Origin of the sequence: Amycolatopsis sp. NPDC059027 (assembly GCF_042739735.1) — a bacterium.
GTDB lineage: Bacteria > Actinomycetota > Actinomycetes > Mycobacteriales > Pseudonocardiaceae > Amycolatopsis.
The window spans coordinates 13,834-27,527 of the sequence record NZ_JBHYIK010000067.1; the positions used below are offsets into that span (position 1 = coordinate 13,834).

Consider the following 13,694-nt stretch of genomic DNA (forward strand, 5'->3'; position numbering starts at 1 on the left):
GGGGCGGTGATTCCGGCGAAGGGGACGGTGGTGCTGATGTCCGGGTAGCAGAGGTCTTGGACTGGCAGTCTGTTCCGCTACCCGTTGTCGTCACCGTTTTTCGTTCCCCGCCATCCTGTCGATGATCTCGGCGGCACGGGAGAGCACTTCGCGCTCCTCGTCGCCGAGCTGAGCCAGTTGTTTGTCCAGCCATGCCTCGCGTACGGAGATCGCCTTGCGCACGTAGGTCAGCCCGCTCTCGGACAGTTCGACGATGGCCTGCCGGCCGTCGGTCGGATGCGGCCTGCGCTCCACGTACCCCAGGTCTTCGAGCGCGGCGATCACCCTCGTCATCGAGGGCGGCTGGACGCCTTCCTTCGCGGCGAGCTGGCCGGGGGTCAGCGGGCCGCACTTGTGCAGGGTGGACAGCGCGGCGACCTGGGTCAGGCTCAGGTCTTCCCCGACGCGCTGTGCCCGGAGCCGGCGGTTGAGCCGGACCACCGCGAGACGCAGGCGGCTCGCGAGGGAGCGCTCATGCGTGTCGCCGGACATATAGTTAGCATACCTTACGAAACATCGTCCCGATGGGTGAACCTCACCACGACCGGGCCGGGACCGGCAAACGAATTACCTGAAGGCCGCCTGGATCGGCCCGACCGCGAAGTACGCGACGAACGCGAGCGCGATCACCCACAGCAGCGGATGCACCTGGCGGGCCTTGCCGGTGACCGCGCGGATGGCGACGTAGCTGACGAACCCGGCGCCGATGCCGTTGGCGATCGAGTAGGTGAACGGCATGACCACGATCGTCAGGAACGCGGGCAGCGCGATGGAGAAGTCGGTGAAGTCGATCTCCTTGACCTGGGTCATCAGCATCGCGCCGACCACGACGAGCGCCGGGGCGGCCGCCTCGACCGGGACGATCTGGTAGAGCGGTGTCAGGAACATCGCGGCGAGGAACAGCACACCGGTGACGACGTTGGCCAGTCCGGTGCGCGCGCCCTCCGCGATACCGGACGCCGATTCGACGAACACGGTGTTCGAACTCGAGGACGCGAACCCGCCTGCCGCGCCGGCGAGGCCCTCGACGAACAGCGCCTTGCCGACGTTCGGCAGCTGGCCGTCCTTGGTGAGCAGCCCGGCCTCCTTGCCGAGCCCGGTCATGGTGCCCATCGCGTCGAAGAAGTCCGCGAGCACCAGCGTGAACACCAGCAGCACCACGGTGATGATCGGCAGCCGAGCCCAGGCGCCGAACGAGACGTCGCCCAGCAGCGAGAGATTCGGCAGCCCGGCGACGGTGTCCGGCAGCGCCGGGTAGCCCAGGTTCCAGCCCTTCGGGTTCACGCCCTTGGACGGTCCGGCCTTGAAGATCGCCTCGACGACGATCGCCAGCACGGTCGAGGACAGCACGCCGATCAGGATCGCGCCCTTGACCCGCTTCGCGACCAGAATTCCGGTGACCAGGAGCCCGACCACGAACACCGCGGTCGGCCAGGAGGCGATCGACCCGCCGATCCCGAGCCCGACCGGGACGGTGGTGTGCGCGTCGTCGGGAAGCCGCCGCACGAATCCGGCGTCGACCAGGCCGATGAGGCAGATGAACAGGCCGATGCCGACCGCGATCGCGGATTTCAGCGCGGCGGGCACGGCGCGGAACACCGCGGTCCGGAAGCCGGTGAGCACGAGCACCACGATGATGACGCCCTCGATCACCACCAGGCCCATGGCTTCCGGCCAGGTCATCTGCGGGGCGATGGTGACCGCGACGAGCGAGTTGATGCCGAGTCCGGTGGCGATGGCGAACGGGTAGTTGGCGACAAGGCCCATCAGAATGGTGAGCACCCCGGCCACCAGCGCGGTGACCGCGGCGACCTGCGGGACGGGGAGGATCGCGCCGGTGATGTCCTTGTGCGCGGCGGCGTCCTGCGCGGAGAAGCTGCCGAGGATCAGCGGGTTGAGCACGACGATGTAGGCCATCGTGACGAAGGTGACGAGCCCGCCGCGCAGCTCGCGCGACACGGTGGAGCCGCGTTCGCTGATCTTGAAGAAACGGTCCAGAGTGGACGCCGTCCGCTGCTGCGCCATCGCCTGCCTACCCTCCTGGCTGTCGCGAGGTACCCTTCCTCACGTGGGCGAACCGATCAATCCTCCGGACGTTACGAGCTCGTTGCGGCCTACGCCCGAGCTGCCCAAGCGGCTGACCGACCTGACGCCCGTGGTGATCGTAGGGACATCGCTGTGGGCTGTCGCGCTGGTCGTGCTCTTCTTCACCACAAGCGGGGTGTGGGTGCAGACGGCGCTGTCGGGCGTCGTGCTCGGCTTCATCGGCTTCGGCATCATCGGCTGGCAGCGCGCGGCGGCGCGCCGGGGTTCGAAGAGCGCGCAACGGCTCTAGCGGCCCCGCACGCGGAAACCGTGGCGCCGGTAGAGCGCCGCGGCGTACTGATTGGACGGTTGCACGCGCAGCACCACCCGCTCGGCGCCGTGTTCCTTCGCCCATTCGACGACCGCGACGACCAGCGCGTCACCGACGCCGCGTCCTCGGGCGAACGGCGCGACCCACATCGAGATCAGCTCGACGACGTCGTCGCGCGGCATCCCGCTGGCCATTCCGGCCGGTTTGCCGTTCAGCGCGGCCAGCACGTTGAACGAGTGCCCGCCGAGCCGCTGCCGCCAGCGCAGCTCCGTGTCACCGGCCCCTTGCCAGTCCGCGAGTGAGGCGCCGAACGCCTCCGGCGCTTCCCGCAACGCCGCGAGGCGCATCTCCCGCCATGCCGCCCAGTCCTCGGCAGTGAGCACACGCAGCGAGATCACGGTGTCCCCTCAGTTCAGCAGCGTCGCCGGAGCAGGGTCGTCGAGCAGTGCCGTCAGCAGGTAACGATCGGGCCAGCGATCGGTGGCCCAGGCGAAGGCCCGCGCCAGTCCCTCGGAGGTGTCCGCCGCGTGCAGGCGGTCGCCGGACCACCACGGAACGTCGCGCTCACCGTCCTCAAAGGACACCGTGAGCGTTTCGTGCAGGAGCACGCCGCCGTCCGGGAGCCGCACGCCGAGTTGGTCAGCGGCCAAGCGCAGCGCAGGCAAGTCGGCCCACTGGACGTACTCGCCTTCGCTCGTCACTTCGGCGCGCAGCGAGCTGGCGAGCGGCAGATCGAGAAGTTCGGCGAGCCGCACCGGTTCCTCCGGCGTGACGACCATTCCACCCGGATCCAGCACCGCGGCGAACCAGGGAACGTCCAGTACGGCGACGTCCTCTGCTTCGGCGACATAGCTGTCCGCGACCCGGATGCCGCCTGGCATGTCCAGCTCATGAGCGTCCACTGTGGATTCGACAAGCGCCGCGTACGCCCGTGCGGCAAGACCGGGCGTAATCCGGCGCTCCGGATCACCGAGCCGATCGAGCAGCTCCTGCACTTCGTCCACAGAGGACAGAGTCAGTTCGGTACGCACCCCGGCGGCGAGCAGGATCTCCCGGCTCAGACCGAGATCCGGGACCTCGTCGTAGAGCCCGGCGAGGTCCTTGGAGTCGGGCATCCGCCAGGTGATGGGCGGTTCGCCGTCCAGCAGGGCGTTGCGGGCAAGCCACCAGCTCGCGTGTCCGTCCGGCGCGGTGAGCGCGCGCCACGTCTCCGGCCGCGCGGCCAGCAGGCGCAGCGCGGCGGGCCAGGCATCGTCGGCGACCAGGTCGAGATCCCGGATCGCGAGCAGCGTCACTGGAGGCTTCGCCAGGGAATCCCACCACTCTTCCTCGTCGGGAAGGTCGTGGTCGGGCTCGTGTGGCTCTGAATCGTCGACCACGGCGAAGGAGTCGAGCACGCCGACGGCGACCAGGGTTTCCTTCGGCCAGTCTTCGGCGAATTCTTCGTCCAAGACGGACAGTGCGCCGTCCTCGTCGAAGACCTCCTCGTCGAAAATCTCCAGTAGCGGCGAATCGGGCAGGACGAGTTCGTCGGCGCGACGCCAGCCGTCGTCGGCCGGAAGCGCCAGTGCCCGCGCCCATGGCGGCGCGGAATCCCCGCAGTCGGCCACCAGCCGCAGCACCGCGCCCGCGAGCGTCATGCCGTCCAAACCGGACCGGATGTCCTCGACGCTGCGCTCGACGGCGTCCATGAGCTGTTCGGACTCCAGCAGCCCTCGCGCGTCGGCGTGCTTGGCGCCCAAGCGTTCCAGCAGCGGATGCGCGGCTTCGGGATGGACCAGCCGCAGCCCCGGTACGTCCACATCGGACAGCAGTTCGAGCAGCTCGGCCGAGCCCTCGACGAGCAGCGCGCCCTGGACACCCGGCAGCGTCCGGCCATCGGACAGCGGCACCGGAAGGCCTTCGAGGGCGTTCGGGGTCAGCACGTGTGTGTCGACGGCGACCGCCAGCGCGGCGTAGAGGTCATGCCACCAGCGAGGCTCCCGCGTGACGCCGGTCAGTGCGTCGAGCACGTCGCCGATACCGAGCGGCTCGGCCGAAACCGGCTTCAGCGTCGCGGCGGCACCCGATGGCGCATTGGCGATCAGACCGGGAATCAGGTCCTTCAGGAGCGGTGTGAGCCCGGGAATGTCGGCATCGAGAACCTTGGCCTGCCGCCCGGCAAGGTCGTCACCGGACTCCGCGGCCAGCCACGGTTCGTCCGTGAGCACCGCGAGGACGAGGTCGCGTACGGTCGCGTCCACAGTGGACTTCGGGAACCCGGCGGCGGGCACCAGCGCGAAGCGGTGTTCGGGCGGCAGCAGGCGAACCAGGCCGACATACTCGCGGGCCGCCGTTTCCAGCGCCGCGGAGAGTACCGCGCCGGGCAGCACCCGGCGCCGGGACGGCTCGGTCGGCACCGGCGCGATCAGCCGCGCGGGCAGGGAAAGCCGGTCGTCGGTGGGGGTCGGCGCGTGCAGCACGTCGTCCTCGAGTGCTTGCGGCGTACCGGATTCGTCGACCGGAACCGCCCAGACCGCCGTCCCGCGATGCGTCAGCCATCGCGTCCGACCGCGTGGCCCGCGGATCTCGACGACGTCGCCGTCCGCTGCCCGCGTCCAGACCTCGCCCTCGACGTCGAATTCGGCCAGCCACGGCAGGGCGAGCAGCAGATCGCCCACGTCTTCGGAGAGGGCACGCAGAAGTTCTCCGGCCCGCGCGCCGTCCCGCAGCGGAAGCCTGACCTCGGTGTCGAAACCTTGCGGCAGCGGCAATTCCTCCGGCGACACCGGCCAAGGCAGGCGCAACACCGCGACGTCACCCTCGCGTCCAGCGGCAGCGCAAGTGCGTTCCGCGGAGAAGGCGACGCCACCGGTCCGCGACACGACACGCGGCTCACTGGACACCGTCAGAACGGCCGCGAACCCGACACCGAACTTGCCGACGGTGTCCGACGCGTCCTTACCGGAGGCCCTCAGCGAGGCCAGCGACTCGACGCCACGGGCGTCCAGCGGCGCGCCGGTGTTCGCGAAGCGCAGCTCACCGTCCACAACGGACACTCGAACTCGCCCGGGCGTCCCGGCGGCCTGCGCGGCGTCGGCGGCGTTCTGCGCGAGTTCGACGAACAACCGGTCACGGTAAGCGCCGACACGGAGATCGCCCTCCGCGTTGGTGTCCTCGACGAACCGGGTCGGCGAATCCTGCCAGGACCGCAGCACCGCGGTGCGCAACCGCTCGGTGCCGAACGGATCGGTCACGGGCGGCTCAGACGTCGCGCTGCTCACCGGCTGCTTCGCTGTTTTCTTTCGAGGACTCGGCCTCAGCGGGCTCGGTCTCCGGCGTGACTTCCGCGGCGGGCTCCGCCTCGGTCACGGCTTCCGGAACCTCCACCGGCTCGGCCTGGGGACGCTCGGCAGCGACCTCTTCAGCCACAGCCGACTCGGTCTCGGACTCGACGGCTTCGACCACGGCAGCCGCCTCAGGCTCCGCGACAGCGTCCTCCGCTACGACGTCCTCGGCGGCCGAAGCCTCGGGCACGACCTCGGCAACCTCGGGCTCCGCTGTCTCAGCCTCGGGAACTTCGGCGGCTTCGGCCGGGGCCACCGCCTCGGCCACAGCTTCCGTTTCCCCGGCGGCCTCGGGTTCCGGCGCGGGCTCGGGCGCCGGGGCGAAGTCCAGCAGCGAATCGTCGTAGACCAATTCCGCCACCGGCACCGAGGAGGTCACCTCGACCTCGATCTCGGAGTGCGCGCCACAGCCGTACTCGACGTCGACTACGTGTCCGTCCGCCGGGGCGATGTCGTTGGTGCACGCGCCGAACGCCCCACGCAGCGAACCGGCGAGCGGTACGAAGAACCCGCAGGTCCCGCAGGTGCCGGGCGCGCTGCGCGCCATGTCCGAACGCGGCCCGAATTCGCCGGTGTGCCAGCGCGTCGCGGCGTCCTCGCGACCGAAGCGGGAAAGCACGTGTACGCGGCCGAGACCGGCCTCGTACGCGACCTCTTCGACCGCCGGGTCGTCGGACTGGAGGTACGCGGGCACGAGCCGCGGGTCGTCCTTGTCCGTCGGGAAGATGTCGCCGACCCCGAGGTCGCCGGCGCGGACCCGGCGCTCCCACGGCACCCACGCCGGGGCGACCAGCGCGTCCGGGCCGGGGGCGAGCGCGATCTCGCTGAGGGTGACCGGACCGTCCGCGGCTGCCAGCGCGACCGTCACCGACCAGCGCCAGCCCCGGTAGCCGGGCACGGCCGCCTCGAACAGGTGACTCACCGAGACGGCGTCCTCACGCTCGACGCCGGCGTGCGCGCCGACCTGCTCGGCGGGCGCGTCCTCCAGCAGCGCCGCGCGCGCGAACTCCACGGCGTCGGTCAGCTTGCGGTGGATCGAGCCGTCGTCCAGCGTCAACAGCAGGGTCATGGGGTCAATTGTGCCGCACGCATCCGCGCTGTCCGTGTCAGGCTGTGTCTCGTGCGGAAGCCGATCATTCTCTCGTTGCTCTTCGTCGCCGTCCTCGGCGGTTGTGCCGCGGCGCCGGCGGTACGGCCCGCCGCCGAGCGGCTCCGGGTGCAGGTGCTCGCGACGCTGCCGCACGACACGTCGGCGTTCACCGAGGGCCTCGAATTCGCCGGCGACACGCTGTACGAGAGCGCCGGGCTCGCCGGGAAGTCGACACTGACCGCGGGCCCGGCCGGCGGGACGCCGACGACGCGCGTCGCGCTGCCCTCGCCACTGTTCGCCGAAGGCGTGACCGTGCTCGGGCCGAAGCTGTGGCAGCTGACCTGGCAGGACGGTTTCGCCATCGAACGAGACGCGAAAACCCTCGCCGAGCTGCGGCGCGTTCCCTTCGAGGGCGAGGGGTGGGGGCTGTGTCACCAGGCGGGCGGACGGCTGGTGATGAGCAACGGCTCGTCGAAGCTGACCTTCCGCGACCCCGCCACGTTCGCGGTCACCGGCTCGGTCGAGGTCGGTACGGCTCAGCTCAACGAGCTGGAATGCGTCGGCGACGCGGTGTACGCGAACGTTTGGCAGACGAGCCACCTCCTGCGCATCGACGCGGCGAGCGGCCGGGTCACCGCGACCATCGACGCAGACGGGCTGCACCAGCCCAAAACCGCAGGTGAGGACGTTCTCAACGGGATCGCGGCGATCCCCGGCACCGACGAGTTCCTGATCACCGGGAAGAACTGGCCCTCGCTGTTCCGGGTGAGGTTCGTCCCGGCCTGAGCAGCAAAGCAGGGGATGAGCGGGCGGAACCGACCAGCGGTAAGGCAGGATTGACCCGTGGGTATCTTCGGTTCGCGCTCCGGTTCCGACGGCGGTTCATCCGGCCGGTCGGGTGCTGGTCGTGGCCGCAAGAGCAAGCGCAAGTGGACACCGGAGCCCGGGGCGGCCGCGCAGGCACGTCCCTGGCGGGAGGCGCCGCAGCCGACCCGCGTCGAGCAGCCCGCCCAGCCCGTGCCCGCCGAGCAGCCACGCAGCCGGTTCTACGACGACGTCCCGCCTCCGCCTCCGCCGCCCCCGGCCTACCGGCCGCCCGGGCCGACCGCCGACGACGCCCCGACCGGGGCCGTGCCGCTCGGCTACCACCAGCCACCGCCTCCGCGTGGTGCCCGCCCGTACCCATCGCCCGATCCTTCGCAGCGGCAGACCGAGCCGGTCCGCCGGGACCGTCCGGTGCCACCCCCTCCCCCGAACGGCTACTACTCGGACCGTCCGCGCAGCGACGAGTACGAGCACTACGACACCGGGGGCTACGCCGGTGAGCCGCGCGACGTCCCCGAGCGCGACGTCCCCGAAACGGAGACGGCCTCGCGGACCACGGCCGCGGCGGGCGCGGGCAGCCTGCCGCGAATGCCGAAGAAGATCACCGTGACGCGGGTCGCGGCGTTGCGCAGCCGCCAGCTGACCGGTCAGGCCGTCGGCGCGTTCCAGCGCGCGACGAAGGCCGATGGCGCCGACAAGTCCGGCCTGACTTCGCTCACCTACGCGGTGATGCTCAACTACGCCAGCGACGCCGCGATGGCGATCGCACTGGCCAACACGTTGTTCTTCGCGGCGACCAGCGGCGAGAGCAAGGGCAAGGTGGCGCTCTACCTGCTCATCACGATCGCGCCGTTCGCGCTGGTCGCGCCGGTGATCGGGCCCGCGCTCGACCGCATCCAGCGCGGCAGGCGGCTGGCGATGTGCGTGTCCTCGGCGGGGCAGGCGCTGATGGCCGTGGTGATGGCGCTGCACTTCGACGACTGGCTGCTCTACCCGGCCGCGCTGGGGATGATGGTGCTGTCGAAGTCGTTCACCGTGCTCAAGTCGGCGGTGACACCGAGGGTGCTGCCGCCGGAGATCACGCTGTCGAAGACGAACGCGCGGCTGACCGTGTTCGGCCTGGTGGCCGCGGGCGCGTTCGGCGCGCTGGCCAGCGGGATCAACGCGCTGTGGGGTTCGCAGGGCGCGTTGTGGTTCACCGTGCTCATCTGCCTCGGCGCGGCGGTGCAGTCGATGCGGATCCCCAGCTGGGTCGAGGTGACCGAGGGCGAGGTGCCCGCGTCGCTGACGACGCAGCCGGATCGGCGGGAGCGTCGCAAGCGGCAGCCGATGGGGCGGCACATCGTCGTCGCGCTGTGGGCCAACGGCAGCGTGCGCGTGCTGACCGGGTTCCTGATGATGTTCGCGGCGTTCGCGGTGAAATCGCAGATGGAGGGCACCGGGCACAGCCCGTTCATCCAGCTGCTGCTGCTCGGCATCATCGGTGCCGCGGCCGGGGCGGGCGGATTCCTCGGGAACGCGCTGGGCTCGCGGCTGCACTTCGGCAGCCCGGATCAGGTGCTGCTCGGCTGTGTCGCGGCGTGCGTACTGTCCACTGTGGTCGCGACGCTCGCCTCGGGGCTCGCCACCGCTGCGATCGTCGGCCTCATCGGCGCGACGGCCAGTGCCCTGGCGAAGATCAGTCTTGACGCGGTGATCCAGGAGGACCTGCCGGAGGAGTCGCGGGCGTCGGCGTTCGGCCGCTCGGAGACCGTGCTGCAGCTCGCCTGGTGTTTCGGCGGCGCGGTCGGCCTGCTGCTGCCGCCGACGTACTGGATCGGCTTCCTGGTGGTGTCGATCCTGCTCGTGATCGGCCTCGTCCAGACGTTCATGGTGCAACGCGGCGGTTCGCTCGTGCCCGGCCTCGGCGGCAACCGCCCGGAGCGCCCGCAGGCGACCGGCAGCAGGCCGGTCCCCGGTGGGCCGCGGCGGCAGGCGGGCTCGTAGTCTTCGAACCATGCGACGTTCTCGGGTGGTGGCCTTGCTGGCGGCCGGTGGTTTCGCGGTGGCCGGATGCTCGGCGCCCGGCCCGGCCGAGGTGACGTTCTTCGCGGACGGTCACACGATCCGGGTGACGCCGTTCACCCTGTGCGATCTGAAGTCCGCCAAATGCGTTCCGGACCCGGACGCCGCGGGCAGCCTGAAGGTCCGGCCCGGCCGCCCGGTCCAGATCTCGGTGCCCGGCGACATCGCGAAGTCGCTGTGGAAGGTCACCGCGCAGTACGTCAACGGCAAGGGCGAACCCCAGCCGCTGATGGAGAACATCATCACCTCGCGCGACCGCTACGCCTACACCGTGACGCCGCCGTCGAAGGACGACCAGATCCAGGTCATCGAAATCGCGCAGGCGTCGGTGATCACGCGCACCGGGAACCCGGAGGACGCGGAGCCGATCACCACGGCGCTCTGGTCGCTCCAGGTCCAGCCCGGCTGACGTTTCACCGCTCACCGCTCACCGCTCACCGCGCGGGAGCAAGGGACCTTTGCTATCGCTCCCCCTGCTCCCGTACCGCGCGGGCCTATGCGCCCCGATGTGGTTTTCTCACCAAGGGTTCTGGGGCTGTGGGCGCTGCAGGACGCCTTCGGTGCGCTGGTCTGGGGTGCGACAAGGGCGTCCCTGGGTGCGGTGGATGCACCCAGGGCGTCCCTCGGACTACCCCGCGCACGAGCCCAACACCATTCGCCCGATATCGCGAACGCTCCGTTGCCGACGATGAACGTCCCGAACGGAGCGTTCGCGACACACGCCCCGGACCCAACGCCACATTCGGGCGTTCGAGCCACCTCGCGAACGGGCGGTTTACGGGTCGAGGTCCCTGGCGACCGCGCGCATGATCTCGGCGATCTGCTTGGTGTGCTTGCGATCCGGGTAGCGGTTGCGCCGCAGGTCCGGCTGCACCTTGAGCTCGAGCAGCTTGATCATGTCCTCGATGAGGCCATGCAGCTCCTCGGCCGGGCGGCGGCGGGCCTCGGCCACCGACGGCGGCGGGTCCAGCAGCCGGACGGAAAGGGCTTGCGGGCCCCGGCGGCCGTCGGCGACCCCGAACTCCAGGCGCTGACCGGCCTTGAGTCCTTCGACGCCTTGGGGCAGCGCGGCCTTGCGGATGTAGACGTCGGCGCCGCCGTCCTGCGTGACGAAGCCGAACCCCTTCTCCGCGTCGTACCACTTGACCTTGCCGGTCGGCACTTCCCTCACCAATCCTTTGCTGTGCTGCTCACGACGAACGCGCCCGGGGCGTACCCAGGGCGCGCGTCCGCTAAGCGTATCTCGACACAGGCCCTGGGGAGAAGTGGATACCGGCGGCTACCCTCTGCGCTATGAGCACCGCGACGAAGGAGACCGCCGTGACCGCAAGCGGCAAACCGTTCCTGATGCGGATCGGCATCGGCCTGTTCGGCCTCGGGATGCTCGCCGTGGTGGTGGTGTTCATCCTCTTCGCCACCGGTATGGAGAACCTGCCGGTGTGGCTCAGCGTCGGCGCCGGGGTCGTCACCCCGCTCGGGCTGTTGCTGGGACTGATCGCGCTGGTCCGCGAGGCGCGGACCAAGAACTAGCCTGCCGCTCCGCCGCGGGTGGCGGAGGCGCATGGATGCATCAGGGCACCGCGCGCACCGCCTCCTCGGCGAGTGCCCGGGTGAACCACGCCGGAAACTCCTCGAGCGAGTCGAACACCACATCGGCCCCCTCGGCCAGCAACTCCGCGCGGCTGCACGGGCCGGTCGCGACACCGACCGCGACCGCTCCGGCGGCACGCGCGCCGAGGATGTCGCCGATGTGATCACCGACGTACACCTTGGCTTCGTGCGCCTTGAGCGCTTCCGCCTTCCCCGTCGACCACAGCTCGCCGACGAGTTCGTCGACCTCGAAGCCGAGCGCGTCGATGTGCAGCTTCGCGTTCGGCGCGTACTTCCCGGTGACGACGAGCGTGCTGCCGCCCACGTCGTGAACCGCTCGCAACGCCTCGGCGGCGCCGGGCAGCGCGATCGTGACCGGCACGACCACGTCCGGGTACAGCTCACGAAAGCGGCCGACGAGCGCGGGAATGCGCGCCTCGGGGGCACCGAAGCCACGCAGGCTGTCGTCCAGCGGCGGCCCGAGGTTGGCCGCGAAGTGCTCCCCGTCCAAGGGCAGCCCCGACTCCGCGCCGAGCGTGTTCATCGCCACGAGCATGCCCGGCCGCGAGTCGATCAGTGTCATGTCGAGGTCGAACCCCACGGTGATTCCCACACAGCCACCGTAGCCGCCACCCCCGGCAGAACTCGTTCCCCGGGAACGCACGGTGTACACGAAGCTCCATCAGGTCAACTCTCTTGACACGGTGGCGCCCTGTGTCAAGCTGGTCGATGTGGGCGAGATCACCAGCTTCACCGACCGCGTCAAGGCATCGCTGCGCGAAGCGCTGCTCGAAGCGGCCACCGAGCTGCTCGCGGAGCGCGGGTACGCCGGGCTGCGGATGGCCGACGTCGCCGCCAGGTCCGGAGTGAGCAGGCAGACCGTCTACAACGAGTTCGGGAACAAGTCGGCACTGGTCCAGGCCGTCGTGCTGCGCACGGCGTCGGAGTTCCTCGACGGCATCCGCCAGCGCGTGGAGGTGGCGGAGGACCTTCTCACGGCCATCCACGGCGCCGTCGTCTACACGATCGAGCACGCCAGGGAGAACCGCCTCGTCGCCGCGGCGCTCGGCACCGAAGCCGGCGAGGATCTGCTGCCGCTGCTCACCACCAAGGGCGAGCCGATCCTCACGGCGGCCGCGGAACTGGCCGCCGGGCAGTACCTGGAGTTCGAGCCGGAGATGCCGCCCGCGTCGGCGGCACTGCTCGCCGAGACGGTCGTGCGGCTCTCGTTGTCCCACCTGACATTGTCCACGCATTCGGCGTCCGAGGCCGCGGACGCCGTCGTCGCCGTGCTCGAACCCGCCATCTCCCGTTTCACCGCCCAGGATTCCCAACCGTCCACAATGGAGTGACACGAAGGGGCCGTCATGACCGACACACTCGCCGAGCTTCGCACCGGATTCTCCTCGCTGCGCAAAGGTGGACTGAACTGGGATTCGTTCCCGCTGCGACTGTTCGCCAAGGGGAACAAGAAGTTCTGGAACCCCGCCGACATCGACTTCGGCCGGGAACGGGAGGGCTGGGAATCCCTCAACGACGAGCAGCGCCGGTCGACGACGTACCTCGTCGCGCAGTTCATCGCCGGGGAAGAGGCCGTCACCGAGGACATCCAGCCGTTCATGCGGGCCATGTCCGCCACCGGCCGGTTCGGCGACGAGATGTACCTGACGCAGTTCTGCTTCGAGGAAGCCAAACACACCGAGGTGTTCCGGCGCTGGATGGACGCTGTCGGGCTGACCGAGGACCTGCACCCGTTCGTCGCGGAGAACCCGCACTACCGCAAGCTTTTCTACGAGGAGCTGCCGCAGTCGCTGCGAGCGCTGGAGGAGGATCCCAGTCCCCTCAACCAGATCCGCGCGAGCGTCACGTACAACCACGTCATCGAGGGCAGCCTCGCGCTGACCGGGTACTACTCGTGGCAGCTGATCTGCACCCAGCACGACATCCTGCCGGGCATGCAGGAACTGGTACGCCGCATCGGCGACGACGAACGCCGTCACATGGCGTGGGGCACCTTCACCTGCCGACGGCACGTCGCCGCCGACGATTCGCTGTGGGACGCCGTGCAGCAGCGAATGGGCGAATTGCTGCCACACGCGTTGAACATGATCCAGTGGGTGAACGACCAGTTCGAGGAAGTGCCGTTCGACAACGATCCGGAGGAACTGATCCAGTACGCCGCCGACCGCGCGCAACGGCGACTGGGCGCGATCGAATCGGCCCGCGGGATGCCCGTCGAGCAGATCGACGTCGACTATTCGCCCGAGCATCTGGAAGACACTTTTGGCGAGGAGGACGCGAAAGCGTTCGCCGAAGCGGCCGCGAACGCCGGCTGACATGAGCTGAAGGGGACTTTCGCCGCATCCGACGCGCCGGACTTGCCCTTCAGCGCGGATCACGCCGC

At 69.9% G+C, this 13,694-nt stretch carries 14 protein-coding genes; 7 read left to right on the forward strand and 7 right to left on the reverse strand.

Going from position 1 to position 13,694, the window contains the following annotated elements; genetic code table 11:
- Positions 1–90: 90 nt before the first annotated feature.
- Both ACFWY9_RS35075 and ACFWY9_RS35080 read right to left on the reverse strand, forming a co-directional pair.
- Entirely contained in the window at positions 91–531 is a 441-nt protein-coding gene (locus ACFWY9_RS35075) for a MarR family winged helix-turn-helix transcriptional regulator (RefSeq protein WP_378328666.1), read from the reverse strand.
- A gap of 75 nt (positions 532–606) precedes the next feature.
- Positions 607–2,064 (reverse strand): NCS2 family permease, encoded by a 1,458-nt coding sequence (locus ACFWY9_RS35080; protein WP_378328667.1) that lies wholly within the window; start codon positions 2,062–2,064, stop codon positions 607–609.
- Between the two features lie 82 nt (positions 2,065–2,146).
- On the opposite strand from ACFWY9_RS35080, the gene ACFWY9_RS35085 reads away from it, so the two are divergent.
- Positions 2,147–2,374 carry a DUF2530 domain-containing protein gene (locus tag ACFWY9_RS35085; RefSeq protein WP_378328730.1) on the forward strand — a complete coding sequence of 76 codons (228 nt, stop codon included), beginning with the start codon at positions 2,147–2,149 and terminating at the stop codon, positions 2,372–2,374.
- Here the strand turns inward: ACFWY9_RS35085 and ACFWY9_RS35090 are convergent.
- The 3 genes from ACFWY9_RS35090 to ACFWY9_RS35100 are packed head-to-tail and all read right to left on the reverse strand — an operon-like array spanning position 2,371 to position 6,790.
- Positions 2,371–2,793 carry a GNAT family N-acetyltransferase gene (locus tag ACFWY9_RS35090; protein ID WP_378328668.1) on the reverse strand — a complete coding sequence of 141 codons (423 nt, stop codon included), beginning with the start codon at positions 2,791–2,793 and terminating at the stop codon, positions 2,371–2,373. The two genes, ACFWY9_RS35085 and ACFWY9_RS35090, sit on opposite strands and share 4 nt — an antisense overlap.
- 9 nt (positions 2,794–2,802) lie before the next feature.
- On the reverse strand, positions 2,803–5,631 hold the full coding sequence (locus ACFWY9_RS35095) for a sacsin N-terminal ATP-binding-like domain-containing protein (protein ID WP_378340876.1): 2,829 nt from the start codon (positions 5,629–5,631) through the stop codon (positions 2,803–2,805).
- Between the two features lie 7 nt (positions 5,632–5,638).
- The gene (locus ACFWY9_RS35100; RefSeq protein WP_378340877.1) at positions 5,639–6,790 is read right to left on the reverse strand and encodes a DUF3027 domain-containing protein; all 1,152 of its coding nucleotides are present in this window, start codon (positions 6,788–6,790) and stop codon (positions 5,639–5,641) included.
- A 51-nt stretch (positions 6,791–6,841) separates the two neighbouring features.
- On the opposite strand from ACFWY9_RS35100, the gene ACFWY9_RS35105 reads away from it, so the two are divergent.
- The 3 genes from ACFWY9_RS35105 to ACFWY9_RS35115 are packed head-to-tail and all read left to right on the forward strand — an operon-like array spanning position 6,842 to position 10,109.
- Positions 6,842–7,597: a glutaminyl-peptide cyclotransferase gene (locus tag ACFWY9_RS35105; protein WP_378340878.1), complete on the forward strand. Its 756-nt coding sequence runs from the start codon at positions 6,842–6,844 to the stop codon at positions 7,595–7,597.
- Between the two features lie 57 nt (positions 7,598–7,654).
- Complete coding sequence (locus tag ACFWY9_RS35110) at positions 7,655–9,622, forward strand: MFS transporter (RefSeq protein WP_378340879.1); 1,968 nt, start codon at positions 7,655–7,657, stop codon at positions 9,620–9,622.
- 10 nt (positions 9,623–9,632) lie between these two features.
- Positions 9,633–10,109, forward strand: coding sequence for a DUF2771 family protein (locus tag ACFWY9_RS35115; RefSeq protein WP_378328673.1), 477 nt, complete (start codon positions 9,633–9,635; stop codon positions 10,107–10,109).
- A gap of 366 nt (positions 10,110–10,475) precedes the next feature.
- Here the strand turns inward: ACFWY9_RS35115 and ACFWY9_RS35120 are convergent, their stop codons facing one another.
- The gene (locus ACFWY9_RS35120) at positions 10,476–10,862 is read right to left on the reverse strand and encodes a cold-shock protein (RefSeq protein ID WP_007033367.1); all 387 of its coding nucleotides are present in this window, start codon (positions 10,860–10,862) and stop codon (positions 10,476–10,478) included.
- 131 nt (positions 10,863–10,993) lie between these two features.
- On the opposite strand from ACFWY9_RS35120, the gene ACFWY9_RS35125 reads away from it, so the two are divergent.
- Positions 10,994–11,230 carry a hypothetical protein gene (locus tag ACFWY9_RS35125; RefSeq protein WP_378328674.1) on the forward strand — a complete coding sequence of 79 codons (237 nt, stop codon included), beginning with the start codon at positions 10,994–10,996 and terminating at the stop codon, positions 11,228–11,230.
- Positions 11,231–11,270: 40 nt separating this feature from the next.
- Here ACFWY9_RS35125 and ACFWY9_RS35130 read toward each other — a convergent pair whose 3' ends face one another.
- Entirely contained in the window at positions 11,271–11,903 is a 633-nt protein-coding gene (locus tag ACFWY9_RS35130; RefSeq protein WP_378328675.1) for an HAD family hydrolase, read from the reverse strand.
- Positions 11,904–12,021: 118 nt separating this feature from the next.
- On the opposite strand from ACFWY9_RS35130, the gene ACFWY9_RS35135 reads away from it, so the two are divergent.
- Both ACFWY9_RS35135 and ACFWY9_RS35140 read left to right on the forward strand, forming a co-directional pair.
- Positions 12,022–12,642, forward strand: a complete 621-nt coding sequence (locus ACFWY9_RS35135; RefSeq protein ID WP_378328731.1) for a TetR family transcriptional regulator — start codon at positions 12,022–12,024, stop codon at positions 12,640–12,642.
- Positions 12,643–12,657: 15 nt separating this feature from the next.
- Positions 12,658–13,626, forward strand: a complete 969-nt coding sequence (locus tag ACFWY9_RS35140) for a R2-like ligand-binding oxidase (RefSeq protein WP_378328676.1) — start codon at positions 12,658–12,660, stop codon at positions 13,624–13,626.
- Positions 13,627–13,694: the final 68 nt, after the last annotated feature.